The following is a 17,888-nucleotide window of genomic DNA, read 5'->3' as shown; positions in this document are numbered from 1 at the left end:
AAAGATAATTTTTGATTGACGAATGGCATTGATGGAATTAATAATTCCCTAATAAGGAATATCTTTCTTACAGTATGTCGTGCGTTTTAAATGGGGGGATGATTATACGATATATGTTTTCGCGTGTAATAGGCTCCTTTGGGGGCCTTTTTTTATTGTGCTATAAATGGGCGAGTGGGGAAAATGATAAATCATCCAAGAGCGAAAGAGAGTGCGGACGGAAAAATAATGTCTGGGGCTGAAATGGTGGTGCAAGCTCTTATTGATCATGGAGTTAAGCATCTCTTTGGTTATCCTGGTGGGGCTGTTCTACCTATTTTTGATGTTCTCTATCACCAAGATACACTCCAGCATATTTTGGTGCGCCATGAACAAGCTGCAGGGCATGCTGCTGAAGGTTATGCACGCAGTACTGGAAAGGTAGGTGTTATGCTTGTGACTTCTGGTCCAGGCGCAACGAATGCTGTTACACCTTTGCAAGATGCTCTTATGGATTCTATACCTCTTGTTTGTTTTTCTGGTCAGGTAGCGACAACGATCATTGGAACAAATGGCTTTCAAGAAGCTGATACGGTTGGAATTACAAAGCCCTGTACGAAGCGTAATTGGCTGGTTAAAAACGTCAATGATCTTGCGGCTATTATTCATGAAGCTTTTTCTCTTGCTCAATCAGGTCGTCCTGGACCGGTTTTGATTGATATTCCTAAGGATGTTCAATTTGCTTCAGGAATTTATAGAGCGCCTCAAGTGCCGACATTTATGCATTCTTATTCAAAGTCGAAAGGGAATGCGCAGGCTATTGAAGAGGCTGTTTCTCTCTTAGTAGAAGCAAAGCGTCCTGTTATTTATTCTGGTGGTGGTGTTATTTCATCGGGGATGGAAGCTGTAAAGCTTTTGCGCGATTTAGTTCAACTGGGTGATTTTCCGATTACATCAACACTCATGGGGCTTGGTGCTTATCCCGCTTCTGGCAAAAATTGGCTTGGAATGCTTGGGATGCATGGAACCTATGAAGCTAATATGGCCATGCATGATTGTGATGTCATGTTAGCTGTTGGAGCACGATTTGATGATCGTATCACAGGGCGATTGGATGCATTTGCACCTCATGCGCGTATTATTCATATTGATATTGATCCTTCTTCCATCAATAAAATTGTAAAAGCAGAAGTTCCACTTATTGGCGATGTGGCTTGTGTTTTGGGAGATATGACGCAACTCTTAAAGATACAGCAACCAGCGTTTAATAGTGAAGTCCGTGAGGCGTGGTGGACGCAAATTAATCGCTGGAGATCACGCAATTCATTGGCATATATGAAAAAAAAAGATGTTATCATGCCACAATATGCTCTTGAACGGCTTTATGCACTGACCAAAGATGCTCGTGCTTATATCACAACGGATGTCGGACAGCATCAGATGTGGGCAGCACAGTATTATCATTTTGATGAACCAAAACATTGGATGACTTCTGGTGGTCTTGGAACGATGGGGTATGGTCTTCCGGCGGCTATAGGTGTTCAAATAGCCCATCCTGATGCGCTTGTTGTGTGTATTTCTGGTGATGCATCCATTCAGATGAATATTCAAGAACTTGCAACAGCTATTCAGCATGACACACCTGTAAAAATTTTCATTTTAAATAATCAGTATATGGGGATGGTTCGCCAGTGGCAGCAATTGCTGCATGGTAATCGTCTTTCTCATTCTTATACGGAATCTATGCCTGACTTTGTGAAATTAGCACAAGCTTATGGAGCCGTGGGAATTCATTGTTCAAAACCCGATGAACTTGATGATAAAATTCAGCAGATGATTGACTGTGATAAGCCTGTTCTTTTTGATTGTCGTGTTTATCATTTAGAAAACTGTTTTCCTATGATCCCATCGGGATGTGCCCATAATGAGATGTTATTACCCGATGAGGCAAGCGAGGAAGCTGTTGCAAATGCTGTTTCTTCCGAGGGAAAGATTCTTGTATAAAATGAATATGTTAACAAAATAGTGAAGGATGGTGATGATGAAGTCTTTAAAGTCTTCATCTCTATCTCTTCTTTGTGGAGAGTTCCTATTATCCTTAGAGCTCATTTTATGATTTTCATTCTAGACATGGGGTGTATTATTATTTGTATGCGATGTTTGTTTTTTTAATTCATATGTTCACATTAATAGCTATTTCGTTGCATTTGTTAGATAATACATTGAATTATCTGTTATAAATTAATTATGTTGTCTCATATATGAAAGATTCCATCGTGCAAGAAAAAAGCCACCGTGCTTGAAGGGTGCGACTATGCAAACCGTTATGCCTATGAAAACAATAGAAAAGTTTGTCACTATGTTTTGGTTTCGCATTATGAAATTGCTCCAAAGCGCTCTTTCAGGGGCTTGATAGGAAAATCCTCCTAGCGGCTTGAAAGGAAGGGCAAAAATAACAAAAATCAAATGCAGCCATAGAAAATTAATAGGTCACCATAGCTTATAATCAGGTAGTAACCTCACCTTATTATGCGGGAGAAATTTATATATATATGAGATGTGTAGTCAATATATATAAATCAGAATAATACTCACCATTATATCATTATCAGGACATTAGCATTGAAAATCAAATACTCTTTCTTTTATTTGTTCTACATATCTATGATTCCATAAATCTGCAGACACAAACACTCTTTGAATCCACCGCATTGGATTTTCATAACTATCAAATGATCCAGAAAATTTATCTCTAGAGTGTAGAGCCATTCTGTTATCAATGTATAATAATCTTCCTGGTTGTACATCAATTCCAAAAGATACAGCCTTAATAGCTTCATAAAAATGATCTAAAGCTTCCTTGGCTTTTTTTGACTGTGGTTCTAACATGCCTGGATAAAAAACAGCGCTGATATCTGGGAATTCACCGTCCCCTTGAACTAGGGGTACTTTACTTGTAGAGGTTACCCCATTTTTTCTCCATCTATAGGGAACATTAATTATATATAAATTATCCCTTAAGCTCCTCAAATCCTCCTCATTTAAAAGTTTTAAAGCTAGACGTGCATCAGATATTCTCGTTAACGGGCCATCAACATCATTGCGAACACCAGATAAAAGGATCCCTTTAGGAGATAAATTTAAACCTCTTATAAATTTTAGTGCAGCATTTTCTATATAAAAATCTAACTCAACTTCAGATCCTAATCCTGTATAATCTTTTTTATTATCCTCTAAAGGAACTAGGTTGTTTACTATATGTTCGCCTTCAAATTTAATTGAATAAGGCTCTCCGATTAATAAAGAAAACATCATAATTAAATTTTCGCTAATATAGCCACTTTTACAAGACGCATCTAAATTATAAGGATTAGGTGACGTATTAATTTGTCTATCAATTGGAAGGTTTTCAAAGATTAAATATGCTCTAGGGGTAATAGACATCTTTTGATTCATAAGAATTGTCAATATTCTATGGGGTAGCAGCGAAAATGCTATTTTTTTTTTAGCTTAACCGAATATTCAATACCACCGTATGGATCATAAATAACATGGTCCAAAGCCTCCCAAAGTTTGCCTCTTTCGCCATTGCTCAACTCAAAAGTATTTTCATTTATCACTATAATTTCCTCCCCAATATATATTTCCCTACTTTTTTATTAAGAAAAGTGAAAAAACAATAATTAAAATTAAAATCAGCCATGTTAGTACATAAGTGTCTGTAAAATCTTGGATTAATCCAAATAATGGTGGAGCAGTAATAATTGCGATTTGATTTACAGACATTGCTAAACCCAGAGAAAATCCAACGCTTTCTTTCGGCGAAGAGTCTACAATATAAGCAACCCAAGGGCCATACCATCCTAATCCAAAAAAACCTAACCAAGCAGATAAAATAGTTAAATAAATTATCGATCCACTCATGCCTAAAATTAATATTAAAAATCCAAAAACGACTGCAATCATGCAAAACAAGACAGGAAAAAATCGTCCTTTTCTACAATGATCACTCCACGCTGCTAAAATAATTCTTCCTAAGGCACCAGAAGCCTGTGAAACAAAAAACAAATAAGCACTTTTATCTAGAGACAGGTGATAGATTCTATAAAAATAAATCGTTATAAAAATGGTTAAAACATATTGAACGATCACAAGTGAAACGCCTGAAAAAATAATATTCTTCATATGCGGCGCAGCTAACATCGCAAGACGTGACCTTACATTTGCATAGAACGAAACTTTTGCCTTGCTTTTTGGAACGATAGCTACAACTTTTGCTGGTGAGTGATAAAAAATAATAAATATACATCCCCCTAAAAAAGAAACGATGGCACCGACCAAAAACGCACCTTGTATGCCATAGATAAATGCACTAGCAGGAAGAACTATCCCAGCTAATGCCCCACCTAATGGTAGCCCCGCCTGCCTTATTCCCATTGCAAATCCGCGCTGCGATTGTGGAAACCATGAAGAAACAGATTTAGCGCCACCGGGTTGAGCAGAACTATAAAATCCCCCTAAAATTAGCAAACAGACCAAAAGAGAAATATAGTTATCTGCGATTGCTCCCAACAAAAGAGCGACAGAAACGCCGACCGCTCCAACTCCAACAATATAGCGCTCGTTAAACTTGTCTAGTAATTCGCCAGCTACAAGTAACCCAATAATAGGTAGGAATTGCGCTGCTGAAGACAGCAAACCTATCTGAGAGTCACTAAGCGAGAAATCCTTCTTAAAAAATTCAGCTAAAGGACCAATCCCTTGAACAAAGAAGCAAGCTGATGCTTGAGCAATAGTGGCAACAAGCAATATAATCCATCTATAATGATTTTTTTCTATAAATTTATTATTGCTCACTATGCCCCCTCCAGTTAAAGTGTATTCCAATAAAGTAGCCTTTTTTTAATAATGCTTGCAACAATAAATTAGGTATTTTATGCTGATTACATAAAAATCTGTCAATACGATTGGTCTTAATATGAAAGCTAAGGAATATGCTTAATTTAAGGAAATAAGCTATTATGTGTCGTGCAAATTTGATAGGCTAGCGATATAAGATAAATTTTACAAACATTGGTTCAGCCGGCATCAAGCGCTCTTTATAAAAGAAGCTATATTTTGGCAAGCTTTTTCAATATAATTCTCAAAGCTTTCTTCAGTTACATAGCCCAGATGCGGCGTGCAAAGAACTCTATCTGATTGCAATAATTTGCTCTCATATACCGGCTCGCTGTCATAAACATCCAGTGCAAAGTAAGTTGAATTTTCCAAACTTAGTATTTTTTCTATCGCCCCTTTTTCAACCAAAGCTGAACGCGCTGTGTTGACAAAAATAGCATGAGGTTTCATGCTCAATAGATCATCTAATTGAATGATTTCTCTGGTTTTATCGCTTAAACGTAAATGTACGGATATAATGTCAGGACGTGTAAAAAATTCATCTTTTGAATGCGTAAAATGATAACCTAAATTTTTTGCTTCTTGCGTTGAACGTTCGCTCCCATAAACCAAAATGGACATGCCAAAAGCTTGAGCATATTGAGCGACCATTTTACCAATACGCCCAAACCCGAATATTCCAAGAGTAGCCCCTTTCATTTGGTTGCCAAATGTTGTTTGCCATCGTCCTTTTTTCATATCAGACACAGATTTACAGAGTTTTCTACGCGCAGACATAATTAAGAGCCACGCAAATTCAGCAGCAGAAGTTGGATCTCCACCACCGTCTAATATTTCAATTCCTAAGTCTCTACAAGCTTCTATATCAATATGTGAACCTATAGGGCCTGTTTGGCGAATACAGTACAAATAAAATCAAATAATTATACTTAATGTAAGGGATTGGGCGGTTATTGATTCTATTACGTTTTTTTGCTCCTATCCCTAACTTTTTTGGAGCTTTTTTATCGATTCAAGAGCAAGTTTTTTACGATCTGCACTCTTTGTATAAAGAGATGCCATGTTGTCGTCTGTCCATCCAAAAAGTGCTTTCAATTGTGAAACTGTTGCACCGGAATTAGCGGCGCGTGTTGCTGCTAATTTTCTCAAACCATGTGCTGATTTTTTTATACCCGCTTCATTGCATGCTTTGTAAAATAAAACCCCGAAGCTTTCTTTGGGTATTTTGTTCCCACGTCTACCACAAATGAATGTTTCATTTCCAATAGGACCAATTTTAAGGGTTTCTGCTAATTCAGGCAAAATTGGTAGAAAAACATCTGTTTGGAATTTACTTTTCTCTGTCTTAAGATGAATGATATTATCTTTCACATCTTTCCAACCAATTCGTACGGCATCACCACGACGCAAACCCGTGTAAAGAAGAACATCAATCCAGACACGTTCATGGGTTCCTAGAGCCCATTTTTGATAATATTTCTCAACATCTTCTTCTGTCCAAACAGGAAATCCCTCTTTATTTTTAAGTGGAGGTTTTTTAACGCCTAAAGTTGGATTACTTTCCAAAAGTCCTTGATCAATCGCCCAATTAAAAAGACCATTAAGTGCCTTCAGAAAATTCCTAGCCATTGCTGGTGTTTCTTTACGCCTCTCAACACCGGCTATGATATGTTTTTTCTCGATTGCTTGATATGGAATATTTCCTATTGCATCGCACACCTTTATAAGAATGAGTTGATTTTGTTTCTTTGTAGCTTTAGCAAGGTTATGCCAATTGGAGCTGTTAAAGTATTGTTTAAGCAACCATGCAAATGACCCTTCAACAAGTTTACCAGTTTTGGATTTAGGAAGTATAAGCCCTTGTAACTCGGCAAGTGCGCTTTTGTAGTTGTCGACAAACTCTTGCGTTCCATAGGTTCCATGCACTCTAATGCGTTGTCCATGACCAATACGCACATACCATATAATTTTACCATGGCGCGTGATTTCTTTGACAAGATGAGGGGGGCGTGGTTTTGGCATGGCATTTTACATCTTAGAGAGCAAAGCTTCGTAATATTCATTTTTTGACAAATCTAATAACTTATCAGGATGCGCTGCTGAATTTGGTATTGGGATATCAGATTTAAGATAGATGAGGAGTTCGCCTGTAGGTTTGATTTCTATTAATTCGCATCCTTGCTTTTTAGCTTCTCTTAAAGCGCGTGCAATAGCTGGTTGGGTTATGGTAGCAGGGCGTGGCGCCATGTTTTTTCTCCTTACATTTAGATGCAATTTACGTGTGGCGTGAATCACGCATTACTTGAAAGTGTTAGGAAAGGGCGGGGGTGCTAGGAGGTATGCGTTAACACAAGCACCCCCATAGAGTTAAGCAGCTCTTGCCAAGATCTGCTTCATGTCTTGATCTATTTCCGCTAAAAAGGCTTCAACAGCTTGATTGATCTGTTCAATTTGTTGATCATCACGGAGAACACGCTTGACTTTCATGCGCAAGTGAAAGGATTCCCCAGCAAAACGTGGGTCATAGCTTACAAAATCACACCACTTTCGTCCTGTACAAGCCATTTGGAATTGCATTTGTGCGTGATATTCTGGTTTGATTTCGTCACTTATACAAAAGCGCATATGTGTTACTGATCTCGGGCATTTGACTTCGATTAAACCGTCTTTTCCAATGAGACCATCAGGGCTAGCCCCCGCCATTTCCATTGTGGGGTGTTCGATAAAGCCGCATTTTATTATATCGGCATCATAAATGAAGCCATATTCTCTCAAGGCATCATCTTCATGTTCAATGCCCCATCTCATATCTTCAGTTTCATAATAGGGGCTTGTTTCGCCTGTTAAGCGTTCTGTCATGAGTTTGATTTTATAGTCTTCATATTTGCTTGTCGGCAATCCTTTTGCTGTTTTACTGATAATGTTGTAAACATTAGATGCGGTGACTTTACCCAAGCGCGCTTGAAACCATTCTGCTGTCCTTTGTTCCATCTCACACCGCCGTTCTTTGTTCTTGTGGTGTTGGTGCATATTCGATATCTTGAATGTGAATATACTCGGCATCTTGTATAGGCGCCTCTATTTGCTTTTGTTGTAGGAAAGATTGTTCTTTTGCATTCTGTCTCTGTTGCAAAATATCCAAAATCCTTTGTGCTATTTCATCAGGAAGATCTTCAAGCCTGTCGACTCGTCCATACTCAAGCACTTTTTCCTCTTCTGTTTGAGTGATGTTTATTAATTGTTTGATTTGCGTAAGCACATCATAAGAAACTAACTTCGTTTGTACGTTATGGTTTGCTTCATTGATACGTTTTGCTTCATCTTCTTCATAAATACCGGAAAACCCGAAAGCATAGCGAGCACATTGTATAGTGGCTTTATGGCGCAACATACGTGCTGGATATTTTTTCCAAGGGTCACTGTTGTCTTGTGCGCATTCTTTGAGATATTCGGTGACTTCGATAGGGTCTTTAATTCCTTTGAGACGAATAGCACATTTAATAGCAATGAGCTTCCCATCCTTATCGAGTTGATCTTGAAAGGTCATGCCATCAAAATTAGGATTTGATTTGATGATCTTTATCCAACCGTCGATAGAAACAACAGGGATCATGCCGCCGCCTTTTTTAGGAAATACATAAATTTCTTTAGTTAAAGGATTAAGTCCATAAGTTTTGGCAACAAAAAGAAAAGTAGCAAATTCTGCATCCTTGATGATACTAGCATTTTTATCTCCAATACAAGTTTTCATGATTGTGGTTCGAAATTCTTCAGCATCAAATCCATATTTTTCTGCTATTTCTTTTAAAAAAGTAGAATTTGTCATCTTGATTTCCTCCATTGCGCGCAATTCCCCCGTGGCGTGAATCACGCATGTTTTAAAATGCTGGTTGGTTGTTAAATTTTTATGTCTTGAGGAATTCTCGTGTTTCCGCGAATATTAGCTAATCCACGAATTTCGGCATTTCTAAAAATCTTGACTGCGTCATAAATGCGAGCACTATCATAAACTTTTGCATCTCCAAAAATCTCAACATTTCCATAATTAACTTCATCCTCATACGTGAAATTGGAGCATGATATAATGACATCACCATAAACTTTAGCATTGTTATAAATGAGAGCAGGACCACAAATTATTGCGTTCCCATATACACGAGCATTGTCGTAAACCTTGGCTCTATTCTTTATTCGTGCATTCTCAAAAACTTCTGCGTCACCATAAATGCGTGCGTCATTGTAAACTTCTGCATCACCGTAAACATGAGATTTGCCGCGAACAACAGCATCACCAAAAACATGTGCACTACCAGAAACCTTGGCATTACCGAAAACAACAGCACGCCTGTAAACTTGTGCATCAGAATAAACTGAAGCATTTCCACTAATACAGGCGCCATCAAATATCTTGGCATTATGCAAAATGATAGCACTTTCATACACCTTGGCATCATCATAGACCCAGCAATTGCCATCATGCGATAAGTTGCTTTCATTTTCAATAAAGCCACCAAGATCTCCTTTTTTGACATCATCAAAATCTCTTAATGCTTTAATTCGGTGAAGAGTTTTGCCATCAAACTTAATTGTTTCATCTGTTAGTTCGTATTTTTTTTCCATGATTTATTTCTCTTAATGCATGCTTTGTTTTTTAATCTCTTGAGACAACACACCAATTCCTTTTGCTGTGATTTTTGCGCAAGGAATGACTTTTTCTATTCCATTTGCGGTTTGAAGTGTAATGGTGGGACAATCCATTAGTCCTTTTTGGATTTTATCCTGATAAGGCAATAAGCGATCCCCGAAAGTGCGTCGATACACCCATCCTTTTTTCTGTAGGAAGAGAATGAATTGTTTTGGTTGCATTTCGAGCACTTTAGCGGCTTCAGTAAGACCGAAGAGCCCATCAGAGCGTTGTAAGCTTTCAAGTGCCATTGCTTTTGGTTTTAAATCTGCAATGATGATGTCTTTACGCTCATTTTCATTTTTTAGATGAGTTAATACACCTAACATTACTTGTGGACTTGAGTAATCGATTTGTGGTGTAACAACTTGCTTTGCACGCCGCTCGCATTCAATAAAATATTGACGGGCTTGTTTACCTTTTTCATTACGCTCTACCATGGAAAGTTCTTTTGCCATTTCCAAAGTGAGATGGTAATTAATTGCGATAACAGCTCTAGATTTTGCGCTCGCCAAATTTGGTGACCGCAAATCTTGTGTTTTTATAAAATCTTGTCCTTCTATAAAATTGTATCTGGTAATACGGTCCTTAATCCAATTGGAAAAGTCACGTTTTGCCTCTAAGAACGCATGTAATTCACGAGCATTAACCGTTTGAACGCTTTCTTCGTTAATGGTGTTATTTGTAATAGTGATAGGATTATCCATTTTTATAATCTCTTCGAATTACCAATATTGATAAGAGAAGGGGGCGCTCTTAAAAACGTCCTCTGTAGTGTGTATAGTGAGGGTAGTTTGGAATGACATCCGAAAGAGTTAAACGGTGCTGCTGTTCATATGTCCCGTACATTTCATCGTCATATTCGCGCTGTTTTATATCATCTAAAAAATGACCATACGCAGCGCTGCGCTCAATAAATTCGTGAGGTATTTTTCCTTCAAAACATTTTTGTTCATGTTCTTTAAGGTAGAACTCAGCAATATCTTCAGAGATGTCTTCACACCGGTTAGTTTCTGGTTCAATGCGAAAAATTTGGACAGCATTATCGGCTTCGTCAATAAAGTTTATAATGTCTTTTTCTTCGTAGAAAGGTCCAGATTTTACAATGCTTTCTCTCTCATCACTGCACATCACTAAGAGAATTTCATCAGAATTTATAAACACTGGTTTCTTCACAATTGCCTCCATAAGCCCTATTGGCAACGGTTAATTTCTAAGATATGGAGTGAATATATGTAAAAAGTGCAAGTGTCAACATAAAAATGTAAAAAGTGCATATTTATGTTAGCTATGTTTTTTTAAAAAATGCACTATCCACAATTTATGGAGATACAATATGCAAATAGCGGAACAAGATTATAATCTTCTAAAAGGGTTTTCTCAGAAAGAAAAGGAAACTATTTCTTATTTTTTGATTGCCTTAAAAACTCAATATACAAAATCACATCTCTCTTGTTTTCTTCAGAAAGATCACGATAAAAATTCATAAATTCTTGATCAACATCATTGAAAAAATTTGGGGGGGGTTCATTAAAAAACTCTGCTATTTTAACTAGTTCCCCAATACTTATGCTTCTTGATTTTCCATTTTTGTAAGGATTAATCATTCTACTTATAGTGGATTGATGGATTCCCAAATGAGCGGCTAATTCTATTTGAGCACCGTGTCCGCGCTCGTTTAATTTCTTTTCTAGCCATTGTTGGATACTTTTTTCAATATTGCTACTCATAATCTAAATATTATCCCTAAAAATACGTAAAATGCAAAAATGATAAAAGTGCATTTTTTGTTGACATATGTAAAAAGTGCAATTATTTATTGCGCTGTTATGGAGATTACATATGGCTTCGAGATTAATTATAAAATATTTAGGCGGTTTCAAAACTGTAGCAGCCATAGTGCAAAGGGATGTGTCATCTGTTTCTAGATGGCGTGGTTTTATACCAGCAAAGCACCAACAAAAATTATTAAACTATGCACGCGAGCATGGGATAGACTTGCGTCCAGAAGATTTTTTTTATCCCGAGCGCTTGCAGAGATTAATGCAAGAGCAACATCCCCCAATTACGAAAATTTGCAAAAGTTCCGGCGTTGATAGCGCGGGTGAGACTTTGCGCTCTTAAGGAGATGATGATGGCTGTAGAAAAGAAATATGAATTCACGGATGAGACAATCGAAATTGGTGGAAAAACACTTCACCGCATCCGTGCACTGAGAGACTTTGGAAACGTCAAGAAAGGTGACTTAGGTGGTTTTGTAGAGAGTGAAGGCAACCTATCCCATGATGGTAATTGTTGGGTTTGGGGCAATGCTAAGGTTTATGACAATGCCAAGGTTTATGATGATGCCTTGGTTTTTATCAATGCCCGTGTTTATGGCAATGCTAGGGTCTATGAATATGCCAAGGTTTGTGGTGATGCCAAGGTTTATGGTGATGCCAAGGTTTTTGGCAGTGCTGAGGTTTATGACAATGCCGAAGTTTATGACAATGCTTGGGTTTATGGTGGTGCTGAGGTTTCTGGCGATGCACGGGTTTTTGGCGGTGCTTGTGTTTTGGAAGATGCTCGTGTTTTTGACATGGCAAGAGTTTCTAATGCAGTGAAGGTATATGGTGACGCCGCGATTTATGGCAATGCAGATGTTTGTGGCACTGAAGAATTTTGCGATGACGACAGAGTTTATATGCGTTCACATAGCACAAACGAAGCGCATAAGAATGATAATGGTAAGCCTCGTATAGAGCTTATCCCGCCGTTGGCACTGATTGAAATCGGTAAAGTTTTAGAGTTTGGGGCAAAGAAGTACGGAGCAAACAATTGGCGTAATGGCATGCACTGGAGCAGGTTTCACGGTGCTGCTTTACGTCATTTATTAGAATGGTTTGGTGGAGAGAGTAAGGATGCTGAGAGTGATTTGTCACACTTGGCACATGCGGCTTGTTGCATTCTTTTTTTAATGGAATGCGAAGCACAACAGATTGGTCATGATGACCGCCATCATAAAAATTAAAGGAGATAAAGATGAGTTCGAATGAGATTTTATGGATAGCAGTGGTTTCAGTTTTGCTCTTAAGCGGAGTGATGTTTCGTATTGCATTGCATTATCGCGATCAAGTTAAAGCACTTTAAAGAGCAGGTTAATAATCTTAAGAAAGAAATGAGAGAGAATGAGTTTAGGTATTCAAAGGAAAGCAAGCAGACAATTGATGAATGTGATGCGGATCTTGAAGAACGTGACAAGCTAATTGAAGCACTGAAGCAAGAGATTAAAGAGCGTGACGAGGAAATTAAAGAACGTGACAAGCTAATAAAAAAATTTAAGCAACAGACTGAAGAGCATGAAAAGGCGTTCAGAAATGTAAGTGAAGTTGTAATGACACTCGAAGCAGATGTTCAATCACGTGATGCGGAAATTGAAGAACTTAAGCAAAAGATAGACGCGTACCGAGAAGAGTTTAAACGGAAAAGTGAAACGATAGAGGCACTCGAAGCAGATGTGCAATCACGTGATGCGGAAATTCAAAGACTAACACAAAAGCTTAAGCCGCGTGATGAAGCAGTAAAAGCGCCGGCTCATAAGAATAAGAAGAGTAAGAAGAAGGGTAAGTGAGGAGAGAAAGATGAGTTTAGTAGCAATTGTTATTTCCTTAATTGCGAATGTGATTTCGTTTTATGCTGTTCATGACTCTTCTAAAAGAGTGCGAAGGCTTAGAAAAGAGCTAGCTGAAAAAAATGAGTTAATAGCGTCACAAAAAGCGTTGATGGAAGGACAGCTAGCAGAAAATGAAGAGAAAATACAACATTTACAAAAATTACAAAAAGAAGTGCAAGAACGTTTGTTGGAATCTGAACAGAAGAAATCTAAAGAGCAAGAATATTTGACTGAATATGAAAATATTAATGACAATCTTCAAGAGCCTGAAGATGTTCGTGCGCTTGTAAGAGAGTTTGTAAACAAAGCTCCAATTATAAATGAATATAGTGATGAAAAAGATGATGATGGAGCACGAAAGATATTGCAACAATTGATGATGGATGAACAGAGAAAGAATGAAGCAATTCAAATTATTAACGATGTCCATACATGGTTTATGGCAAAAAAAACCGTTACAATTGAAGAAGTTAATAAATGGGATAGATCGCAATATTTATTATTTCATCTTGTGAGGCCAAAGCCACTGACATGGGCTGAGTTGGCTGAAAAAAGTATTGAGGAACAACAGCGTTATTGTTCAAATTGGAAAACCATTATTCTTTGAACGTAACAGCTGTAAGAGCTCTGGTTCTGGTTCAAAGTATTGAATATCGCGGACGGGAAAATTCACTTTTTCTGGTGGATTTTGAGGATCTACGGCAGTGTGTTCTAAAGTGAATGTTAGTCTAGATGGTGTATTATTATTTATAGGTGCGATAGTAAGAACCAAGTATAGCGAGCTGGAAACATCAAGGCTAAATACATTAAGAGTATCATATATTTTAGGTTCTACTTTAGGTTTTTTTAAACAGAGAAGTTTGAAATTTTTGGGGGAGATGGTGTGTACCTTTTTATAAGGAGGAAAAGGATAGGATATACTATATGTTGCATGAATAAATCTAAAAAGGCTGTCTTTATTTATACTAATCGAATTGATTGTAATTGGTTGTTTTGTAGGATTTGCAATGAATAAAGCTATATCGATGAATAAAAATACGTCACTATCGGGATCTTTATATGTTCGCATATATTGTGACAAAACATTAAGTTTTCTTTGCTCTAAAATTTCTGTCTGTTTTTCTAGAACGTTGGTAAGCTTTTCTAGCGCTTGTGCTTGTTGTTTAGTTGATTTAGCTATGTTCATGGCATTAGCTAATTCAGCTTTAAACTTTTCTAGATCTTCTTTTCTTAATTTTTCAGCTTCTATTTTGTCTTCCTTTCTTAATTTCAATGTCTGTTTAATAGAACGAAAAGCAAAAATTGCTGATAATAAAGCACCAACCGAAGAAAGTGCTGAAAATAATACAGAAAACGCTGAAAATAATACAGGATGCTGTTCTATCCAATTTAAAACTGCTTGCATATTTTACACACCGTTCTTTCTTTCATTTTCGGAAAAAAACAACCTAATAAAACACATTTTGTATGGAGTGGCGCTGTGATTAACACGATTCTTTGTTTTGATCTAGGTACCAAAACGGGGTGGGCGATACGTGGTGCAAGTGGTGACATGTTCAGTGGTACCGTGAATTTTCAATCGCGCCGTTTTGAAGGCGGTGGAATGCGTTACTTGCGCTTTAAACAATGGCTATCAGAAATAAAGCAGACAGCAGGTCAAATTGACGTGGTGTATTTTGAAGAGGTGCGTCGGCATGTTGGTACAGATGCAGCGCATGTTTACGGTGGTTTGTTAGCAACGTTAACGGCGTGGTGTGAACAGCATCAGATACCGTATGAGGGGATACCAGTAAGTACGATTAAGAAAGCGACGACAGGCAAGGGGAATGCGTCGAAAGAAGAGATGATTAAGGCGGTGCGTGCAAAAGGGCACAATCCGAAAGATGACAATGAAGCAGATGCTTTAGCAATTTTATATTTAGTTAAAGAAAGGGAGGACATTCATGTCTATTAGTAGAGTTCCTTGCGTAAGATTTTATTCCAATCAGTTTTTAAAAGAGCTTATGGGTTTGCAAGCAACAGAGAAAGGTGTTTACACAACATTAGTGTTGCTTATGAAAGACAAGAAAGCGCCTCTTATAAATAATGTGTCTTATTTATCAGGTTGGTGGGGTTGTTCAGTAAGAACATTTCAAAAGGCATTAAAAGCTTTAATAAGCACGGGTCATATCACACAATTAGAGAATGGCAGCTTATGGTATGGATCAACAGCCTTTGAATATGATGATAATAAATTTTCAGAGAGAGCTTCGAAAGCAGCGATAGCAAGGTGGCATAAGCACAAAGGGGAGGCAATACATGTCAACTAAGTTGCCATGGACGAGGCTTTTTGCAGACAAGTGGGCAATAGTTGTTGATTATTTGCCTGCTGTAGAGGGCAATATCTATATGCGATTACGGTTACGTATGTTGCGTACTGGTGAACCTCTTTTTTATAATATTAAAGTTTTATCTCATTACACTGGTTATTCAGTGAAGAAGTTTGAAGCGGCACTGAATGTTTTGCTTGAAGAAGGATATCTCATTCGTTTAGCAGATGGTCGCTTATGGAATTTAGATGTTGAAGAAGAACTCAATAACTCTAATGAGAATTTAGATAAAGCTTCGGAAAAGGCTTCAAAAGCAGCAAAAGCTAGATGGGATAAAAACAAAGATAAAAGTAATGATGATGCACGTGCAATGCATGAGCAATGCATAAGTAATGCATATGCAATGCTAAATGATGCCATTAACATTAACAATAACAATATATATAAAAAAACTAAAACTATCGTTTTAGCAAAAAAAGAAATTGGTTCTGAAAGTTTAGAAACAACTAATTTGGTTCAAGAGCCAACTGAGGTTGCTGCTGTTGACAGCCAATCAGAACAAATCGAAACGTTAGAAACCAACCAACCAATCATTCACGAGCAAGAAAGCGTTCCTAAGAAAGCCAAGCGGGTTAAAACCGATAGAGGCTGTCGATTGCCTGCGGATTTTGAACCCGATTGCGATTTTGCGATTAGAGAGGGCTTGCCTCCAGAGCGTGTGAAAGTCGAAATCGCAAAATTTAGAGATTATTGGAATGCCAAGGCAGGTAAGGACGCTAGTAAGCGTGATTGGCAAGCAACGTGGCGCAACTGGGTACGCAAGGCAATTGAAGATTTACAGAAAGGAAAAAACTATGGAAAGCCAAGCACTGAAACAACAGAACAGCAGCGTGGATGGAGTTATCGCGTTGCACAGCACATGTCCAATATCAAAAATTCAGATAGTGTGTACAAATTTTTATTCGAGGATGACAACCGAACCACCATTCCATTGGAAAACGGGGCAAAAACCATTGATTGCAGAAGCGGAGAGAATTACCTCATTAGTCCATGATGCGTTGCAAAAGCTTGAAAAGAAAGCGACTGAAGAAGAAATTCAAACAACGTATCTTGTCCTTTCAAATGGACTTAAGAGCCCCATGGGATCAGATGAAAAAGCGACAGCGCTTGCGTATCTTTACGCTCTTGAAGGTGTGAGCAGTTGGGTATTGCAAACGGCAACAAAGAACGCTTTGAAAGGCAAAGCCGAGGGCTTGAATGCAACCTTTATGCCCTCAACAGCAGATTTTTATCGTTATTGTGAAAAGCTTGAAAGCGATATTCGCTTTCGTGCAAACCGTCTTCTAAAGAACCTTGAAAAGCCTGAAAAAGGAACACATCAAAAGGCACCAATGCCATCAGAACGCATTGAAAAGCCTCATAGAAGTCTTGAAGAGGTTTTAAAGGGCATTGAAGGATAAACAGCAAAGTAGTGAAGTTTGCTGATGATTTTGAGAATAGACATGCGTTTAAATTGACAGAAAGGCACCGTACAGAGCGATTTAAAGATTTTATGATAAAATCCACATTGGATATTAAAACAGCTCTGTACGGTCAAATTTGAGGCAAATAGACCAATTGGTAAAATTATGGACTAAAAGCATGGGAATATTAAAAGACCTGTTCTTAAAAAAACGTAAACAGCCAATGCAAAAAGAGTTTGTTGCAACAGCAGTGGGACATGCCCCATGGGGATTAGGAGTGGCAGAGTATTTTTACAATCTCTACGAATATGAAGACGGTACAAGAGAGTATGAAAAGTTTGATGGTGGACAGTATCATGAGATACCTGACAAAGTTGATTACAGTACCAAGGCTCGAGTGAAAGCTTGGATTTATGGTGGTGATATGCCGAAAAGCTTATTGAGTTATGAGGCGTTGATAGATGAGGTGAATAAAACGATACAAAGGAAAGGTGAGGGGACGTTGATTTGTGAAGCTACCAACGAAGGTGAGAAGTGTTCTTCACAAGCTTATGATATGGATAGCGAGATAGCAAAAGCACTTGATATTCAATTAGGTAAGTATCAAAATGAAAAAAAGTGAAAAAAATAAAAAATACGTATTGACTTTAAAGAAAAGTTCGTTTAGAAGGGCATCAAGTGTGTAGAAACACTTAGCGATAAGCGGATAAACCACGATAAGGTTTTTCCCATTTTAAATACTGACTTTCTTTTATGCTATCACTAGCATATAACGGTTTTGTCGGGTGTGGTTATGCCATACAATACCCTTTTAGGGGAAAGCATACAGCGGACTTATCGCCGTGTTTCTAGCGCCCGACGCCCTTATGGGCTGTCAATAGAAACCTTTTTTACGATAAGGA

The 17,888-nt window shown here is 37.9% G+C and carries 22 protein-coding genes and 1 pseudogene; 11 read left to right on the top strand and 12 right to left on the bottom strand.

Translation table 11 applies throughout. The annotated features are described in order from the left end of the window. Positions 1 to 183 precede the first annotated feature (183 nt). Complete coding sequence (locus ACKC4Y_RS05155; RefSeq protein ID WP_409360748.1) at positions 184 to 1,983, top strand: acetolactate synthase 3 large subunit; 1,800 nt, start codon at positions 184 to 186, stop codon at positions 1,981 to 1,983. Positions 1,984 to 2,595: 612 nt separating this feature from the next. Here the strand turns inward: ACKC4Y_RS05155 and ACKC4Y_RS05150 are convergent. The 11 genes from ACKC4Y_RS05150 to ACKC4Y_RS05100 form a co-directional block, all read right to left on the bottom strand. Continuing rightward, positions 2,596 to 3,435 carry a TauD/TfdA family dioxygenase gene (locus ACKC4Y_RS05150; RefSeq protein WP_447582410.1) on the bottom strand — a complete coding sequence of 280 codons (840 nt, stop codon included), beginning with the start codon at positions 3,433 to 3,435 and terminating at the stop codon, positions 2,596 to 2,598. 192 nt (positions 3,436 to 3,627) lie between these two features. Further along, positions 3,628 to 4,836 carry an MFS transporter gene (locus ACKC4Y_RS05145; protein ID WP_409360746.1) on the bottom strand — a complete coding sequence of 403 codons (1,209 nt, stop codon included), beginning with the start codon at positions 4,834 to 4,836 and terminating at the stop codon, positions 3,628 to 3,630. A 231-nt stretch (positions 4,837 to 5,067) separates the two neighbouring features. Beyond that, positions 5,068 to 5,787: a D-2-hydroxyacid dehydrogenase family protein gene (locus ACKC4Y_RS05140; protein ID WP_409360745.1), complete on the bottom strand. Its 720-nt coding sequence runs from the start codon at positions 5,785 to 5,787 to the stop codon at positions 5,068 to 5,070. Positions 5,788 to 5,862: 75 nt separating this feature from the next. Next, a complete protein-coding gene (locus ACKC4Y_RS05135; protein ID WP_409360744.1) occupies positions 5,863 to 6,900 on the bottom strand; it encodes a tyrosine-type recombinase/integrase in 1,038 nt (345 codons plus the stop codon). Between the two features lie 6 nt (positions 6,901 to 6,906). Then, a complete protein-coding gene (locus tag ACKC4Y_RS05130; RefSeq protein WP_006590310.1) occupies positions 6,907 to 7,125 on the bottom strand; it encodes a hypothetical protein in 219 nt (72 codons plus the stop codon). A gap of 120 nt (positions 7,126 to 7,245) precedes the next feature. After that, the gene (locus ACKC4Y_RS05125; RefSeq protein ID WP_409360743.1) at positions 7,246 to 7,869 is read right to left on the bottom strand and encodes a lambda exonuclease family protein; all 624 of its coding nucleotides are present in this window, start codon (positions 7,867 to 7,869) and stop codon (positions 7,246 to 7,248) included. Position 7,870: 1 nt separating this feature from the next. Then, on the bottom strand, positions 7,871 to 8,704 hold the full coding sequence (locus tag ACKC4Y_RS05120) for a RecT family recombinase (RefSeq protein WP_409360742.1): 834 nt from the start codon (positions 8,702 to 8,704) through the stop codon (positions 7,871 to 7,873). Between the two features lie 71 nt (positions 8,705 to 8,775). Further along, positions 8,776 to 9,498 carry a hypothetical protein gene (locus ACKC4Y_RS05115; RefSeq protein ID WP_004854219.1) on the bottom strand — a complete coding sequence of 241 codons (723 nt, stop codon included), beginning with the start codon at positions 9,496 to 9,498 and terminating at the stop codon, positions 8,776 to 8,778. A gap of 12 nt (positions 9,499 to 9,510) precedes the next feature. After that, positions 9,511 to 10,269, bottom strand: a complete 759-nt coding sequence (locus tag ACKC4Y_RS05110; RefSeq protein WP_208433084.1) for an antA/AntB antirepressor family protein — start codon at positions 10,267 to 10,269, stop codon at positions 9,511 to 9,513. A gap of 49 nt (positions 10,270 to 10,318) precedes the next feature. Continuing rightward, positions 10,319 to 10,738: a hypothetical protein gene (locus tag ACKC4Y_RS05105; protein WP_409360741.1), complete on the bottom strand. Its 420-nt coding sequence runs from the start codon at positions 10,736 to 10,738 to the stop codon at positions 10,319 to 10,321. 221 nt (positions 10,739 to 10,959) lie between these two features. Beyond that, on the bottom strand, positions 10,960 to 11,292 hold the full coding sequence (locus tag ACKC4Y_RS05100) for a helix-turn-helix domain-containing protein (protein WP_208434681.1): 333 nt from the start codon (positions 11,290 to 11,292) through the stop codon (positions 10,960 to 10,962). A gap of 112 nt (positions 11,293 to 11,404) precedes the next feature. Between ACKC4Y_RS05100 and ACKC4Y_RS05095 the strand changes: the two genes are divergently transcribed. From ACKC4Y_RS05095 to ACKC4Y_RS05075, 5 genes and pseudogenes are all read left to right on the top strand, one after another. After that, the gene (locus ACKC4Y_RS05095) at positions 11,405 to 11,686 is read left to right on the top strand and encodes a hypothetical protein (RefSeq protein WP_409360740.1); all 282 of its coding nucleotides are present in this window, start codon (positions 11,405 to 11,407) and stop codon (positions 11,684 to 11,686) included. Positions 11,687 to 11,690: 4 nt separating this feature from the next. Further along, positions 11,691 to 11,975 (top strand): annotated as a pseudogene (locus ACKC4Y_RS05090) (hypothetical protein); the annotation flags it as partial. Positions 11,976 to 12,245: 270 nt separating this feature from the next. Further along, positions 12,246 to 12,572: a dATP/dGTP diphosphohydrolase domain-containing protein gene (locus tag ACKC4Y_RS05085; RefSeq protein ID WP_409362151.1), complete on the top strand. Its 327-nt coding sequence runs from the start codon at positions 12,246 to 12,248 to the stop codon at positions 12,570 to 12,572. A 147-nt stretch (positions 12,573 to 12,719) separates the two neighbouring features. Then, a complete protein-coding gene (locus tag ACKC4Y_RS05080) occupies positions 12,720 to 13,172 on the top strand; it encodes a hypothetical protein (RefSeq protein ID WP_409360739.1) in 453 nt (150 codons plus the stop codon). Between the two features lie 10 nt (positions 13,173 to 13,182). Beyond that, entirely contained in the window at positions 13,183 to 13,821 is a 639-nt protein-coding gene (locus ACKC4Y_RS05075) for a hypothetical protein (protein ID WP_409360738.1), read from the top strand. Here the strand turns inward: ACKC4Y_RS05075 and ACKC4Y_RS05070 are convergent. After that, positions 13,795 to 14,619, bottom strand: a complete 825-nt coding sequence (locus tag ACKC4Y_RS05070; protein ID WP_409360737.1) for a hypothetical protein — start codon at positions 14,617 to 14,619, stop codon at positions 13,795 to 13,797. The two genes, ACKC4Y_RS05075 and ACKC4Y_RS05070, sit on opposite strands and share 27 nt — an antisense overlap. Positions 14,620 to 14,694: 75 nt before the next feature. Here ACKC4Y_RS05070 and ACKC4Y_RS05065 point away from each other — a divergent pair, with 75 nt between their 5' ends. The 5 genes from ACKC4Y_RS05065 (at position 14,695) to ACKC4Y_RS05045 (ending at position 17,608) form a co-directional block, all read left to right on the top strand. Next, complete coding sequence (locus ACKC4Y_RS05065; RefSeq protein ID WP_409360736.1) at positions 14,695 to 15,168, top strand: crossover junction endodeoxyribonuclease RuvC; 474 nt, start codon at positions 14,695 to 14,697, stop codon at positions 15,166 to 15,168. After that, a complete protein-coding gene (locus ACKC4Y_RS05060; protein ID WP_409360735.1) occupies positions 15,158 to 15,523 on the top strand; it encodes a hypothetical protein in 366 nt (121 codons plus the stop codon). Before ACKC4Y_RS05065 ends, ACKC4Y_RS05060 begins: the two co-directional genes overlap by 11 nt. Next, entirely contained in the window at positions 15,513 to 16,577 is a 1,065-nt protein-coding gene (locus ACKC4Y_RS05055; protein ID WP_114648097.1) for a DUF1376 domain-containing protein, read from the top strand. The genes ACKC4Y_RS05060 and ACKC4Y_RS05055 overlap by 11 nt, the downstream gene beginning before the upstream one ends. Then, positions 16,537 to 16,983, top strand: a complete 447-nt coding sequence (locus ACKC4Y_RS05050; RefSeq protein ID WP_409360734.1) for a hypothetical protein — start codon at positions 16,537 to 16,539, stop codon at positions 16,981 to 16,983. The genes ACKC4Y_RS05055 and ACKC4Y_RS05050 overlap by 41 nt, the downstream gene beginning before the upstream one ends. Positions 16,984 to 17,164: 181 nt before the next feature. Further along, on the top strand, positions 17,165 to 17,608 hold the full coding sequence (locus ACKC4Y_RS05045; RefSeq protein ID WP_409360733.1) for a hypothetical protein: 444 nt from the start codon (positions 17,165 to 17,167) through the stop codon (positions 17,606 to 17,608). The last annotated feature ends 280 nt before the right edge of the window (positions 17,609 to 17,888 follow it).

Source organism: Bartonella heixiaziensis (assembly GCF_046245125.2).
Lineage (GTDB): Bacteria > Pseudomonadota > Alphaproteobacteria > Rhizobiales > Rhizobiaceae > Bartonella > Bartonella heixiaziensis.
The sequence above is the reverse complement of the archived record's forward strand: the minus strand, read 5'-3'. Positions and strand labels throughout refer to the sequence as shown.

What these genes read in the sequence shown, in the direction of transcription:
- ACKC4Y_RS05155 (WP_409360748.1), top strand. Translation starts at nt 184, where the DNA reads ATGATAAATCATCCAAGAGCGAAAGAGAGTGCGGACGGAAAAATAATG.
- ACKC4Y_RS05150 (WP_447582410.1), bottom strand. Translation starts at nt 3,435, where the DNA reads ATGAATCAAAAGATGTCTATTACCCCTAGAGCATATTTAATCTTTGAA.
- ACKC4Y_RS05135 (WP_409360744.1), bottom strand. Translation starts at nt 6,900, where the DNA reads ATGCCAAAACCACGCCCCCCTCATCTTGTCAAAGAAATCACGCGCCAT.
- ACKC4Y_RS05130 (WP_006590310.1), bottom strand. Translation starts at nt 7,125, where the DNA reads ATGGCGCCACGCCCTGCTACCATAACCCAACCAGCTATTGCACGCGCT.
- ACKC4Y_RS05125 (WP_409360743.1), bottom strand. Translation starts at nt 7,869, where the DNA reads ATGGAACAAAGGACAGCAGAATGGTTTCAAGCGCGCTTGGGTAAAGTC.
- ACKC4Y_RS05120 (WP_409360742.1), bottom strand. Translation starts at nt 8,704, where the DNA reads ATGACAAATTCTACTTTTTTAAAAGAAATAGCAGAAAAATATGGATTT.
- ACKC4Y_RS05115 (WP_004854219.1), bottom strand. Translation starts at nt 9,498, where the DNA reads ATGGAAAAAAAATACGAACTAACAGATGAAACAATTAAGTTTGATGGC.
- ACKC4Y_RS05110 (WP_208433084.1), bottom strand. Translation starts at nt 10,269, where the DNA reads ATGGATAATCCTATCACTATTACAAATAACACCATTAACGAAGAAAGC.
- ACKC4Y_RS05100 (WP_208434681.1), bottom strand. Translation starts at nt 11,292, where the DNA reads ATGAGTAGCAATATTGAAAAAAGTATCCAACAATGGCTAGAAAAGAAA.
- ACKC4Y_RS05095 (WP_409360740.1), top strand. Translation starts at nt 11,405, where the DNA reads ATGGCTTCGAGATTAATTATAAAATATTTAGGCGGTTTCAAAACTGTA.
- ACKC4Y_RS05085 (WP_409362151.1), top strand. Translation starts at nt 12,246, where the DNA reads ATGCGTTCACATAGCACAAACGAAGCGCATAAGAATGATAATGGTAAG.
- ACKC4Y_RS05080 (WP_409360739.1), top strand. Translation starts at nt 12,720, where the DNA reads ATGAGAGAGAATGAGTTTAGGTATTCAAAGGAAAGCAAGCAGACAATT.
- ACKC4Y_RS05075 (WP_409360738.1), top strand. Translation starts at nt 13,183, where the DNA reads ATGAGTTTAGTAGCAATTGTTATTTCCTTAATTGCGAATGTGATTTCG.
- ACKC4Y_RS05070 (WP_409360737.1), bottom strand. Translation starts at nt 14,619, where the DNA reads ATGCAAGCAGTTTTAAATTGGATAGAACAGCATCCTGTATTATTTTCA.
- ACKC4Y_RS05060 (WP_409360735.1), top strand. Translation starts at nt 15,158, where the DNA reads ATGTCTATTAGTAGAGTTCCTTGCGTAAGATTTTATTCCAATCAGTTT.
- ACKC4Y_RS05055 (WP_114648097.1), top strand. Translation starts at nt 15,513, where the DNA reads ATGTCAACTAAGTTGCCATGGACGAGGCTTTTTGCAGACAAGTGGGCA.
- ACKC4Y_RS05045 (WP_409360733.1), top strand. Translation starts at nt 17,165, where the DNA reads ATGGGAATATTAAAAGACCTGTTCTTAAAAAAACGTAAACAGCCAATG.